Source organism: Pseudotabrizicola alkalilacus, from assembly GCF_003443995.1.
Classification (GTDB): Bacteria; Pseudomonadota; Alphaproteobacteria; order Rhodobacterales; family Rhodobacteraceae; genus Pseudotabrizicola; species Pseudotabrizicola alkalilacus.
Genome location: NZ_QWEY01000084.1, coordinates 1 through 560, shown reverse-complemented (window position 1 = coordinate 560; position 560 = coordinate 1). Strand labels below are relative to the sequence as shown.

Here is a 560-nt window from a genome sequence, read left to right as displayed (position 1 = left end):
GGCACCGCGTCGAGCGCGAGGTTGACGCTGTCGCGGGCGAGTTCCCAGCCGCTGATCAGCCCGACCACGGCGATGACCAGACTGATCGCCGGATCGATCCATTGCCAGCCAGTCGCCATGATGAGCAGCGCGGCAACCACGACGCCGAGCGAGACGCCGGCATCCGCCGCCATGTGCAGATAGGCGCCGCGGACATTGAGGTCGCTGTGGCGGCCGCGCATGAACATGAGCGCGGTGCCACCATTGATCAGGATGCCGAGCGCCGCAACCCAGACCACGGTCCAGCTTGCCACCTCGGCAGGCTCGCGGAAGCGGTTGATCGCCTCGACCGCGATGCCGCCGACCGCGATCAACAGCAGCCCGGCATTGAACAGCGCCGCCAGGATCGAGGCGCGGCGATAGCCATAGGTGTGAGTGTCGGTTGGGCGCCTGCCGGCGAGCCACGCCCCACCCCAGGCCAGGAGCAGCGCGATGACGTCGGAGAGATTATGGACGGCGTCGGAGATCAGCGCCAGCGAGTTGGCGGAGTAGCCGAAGATCAATTCCGCGATGACGAAGGC

Annotated in this window: 1 protein-coding gene; it reads right to left on the bottom strand. The window is 67.3% G+C overall.

Annotation, left to right across the window (positions count from 1 at the left end; genetic code table 11):
* The coding region (locus D1012_RS22135) for a cation diffusion facilitator family transporter (RefSeq protein WP_147335789.1) at nucleotides 1–560 on the bottom strand (560 nt) is incomplete at both ends.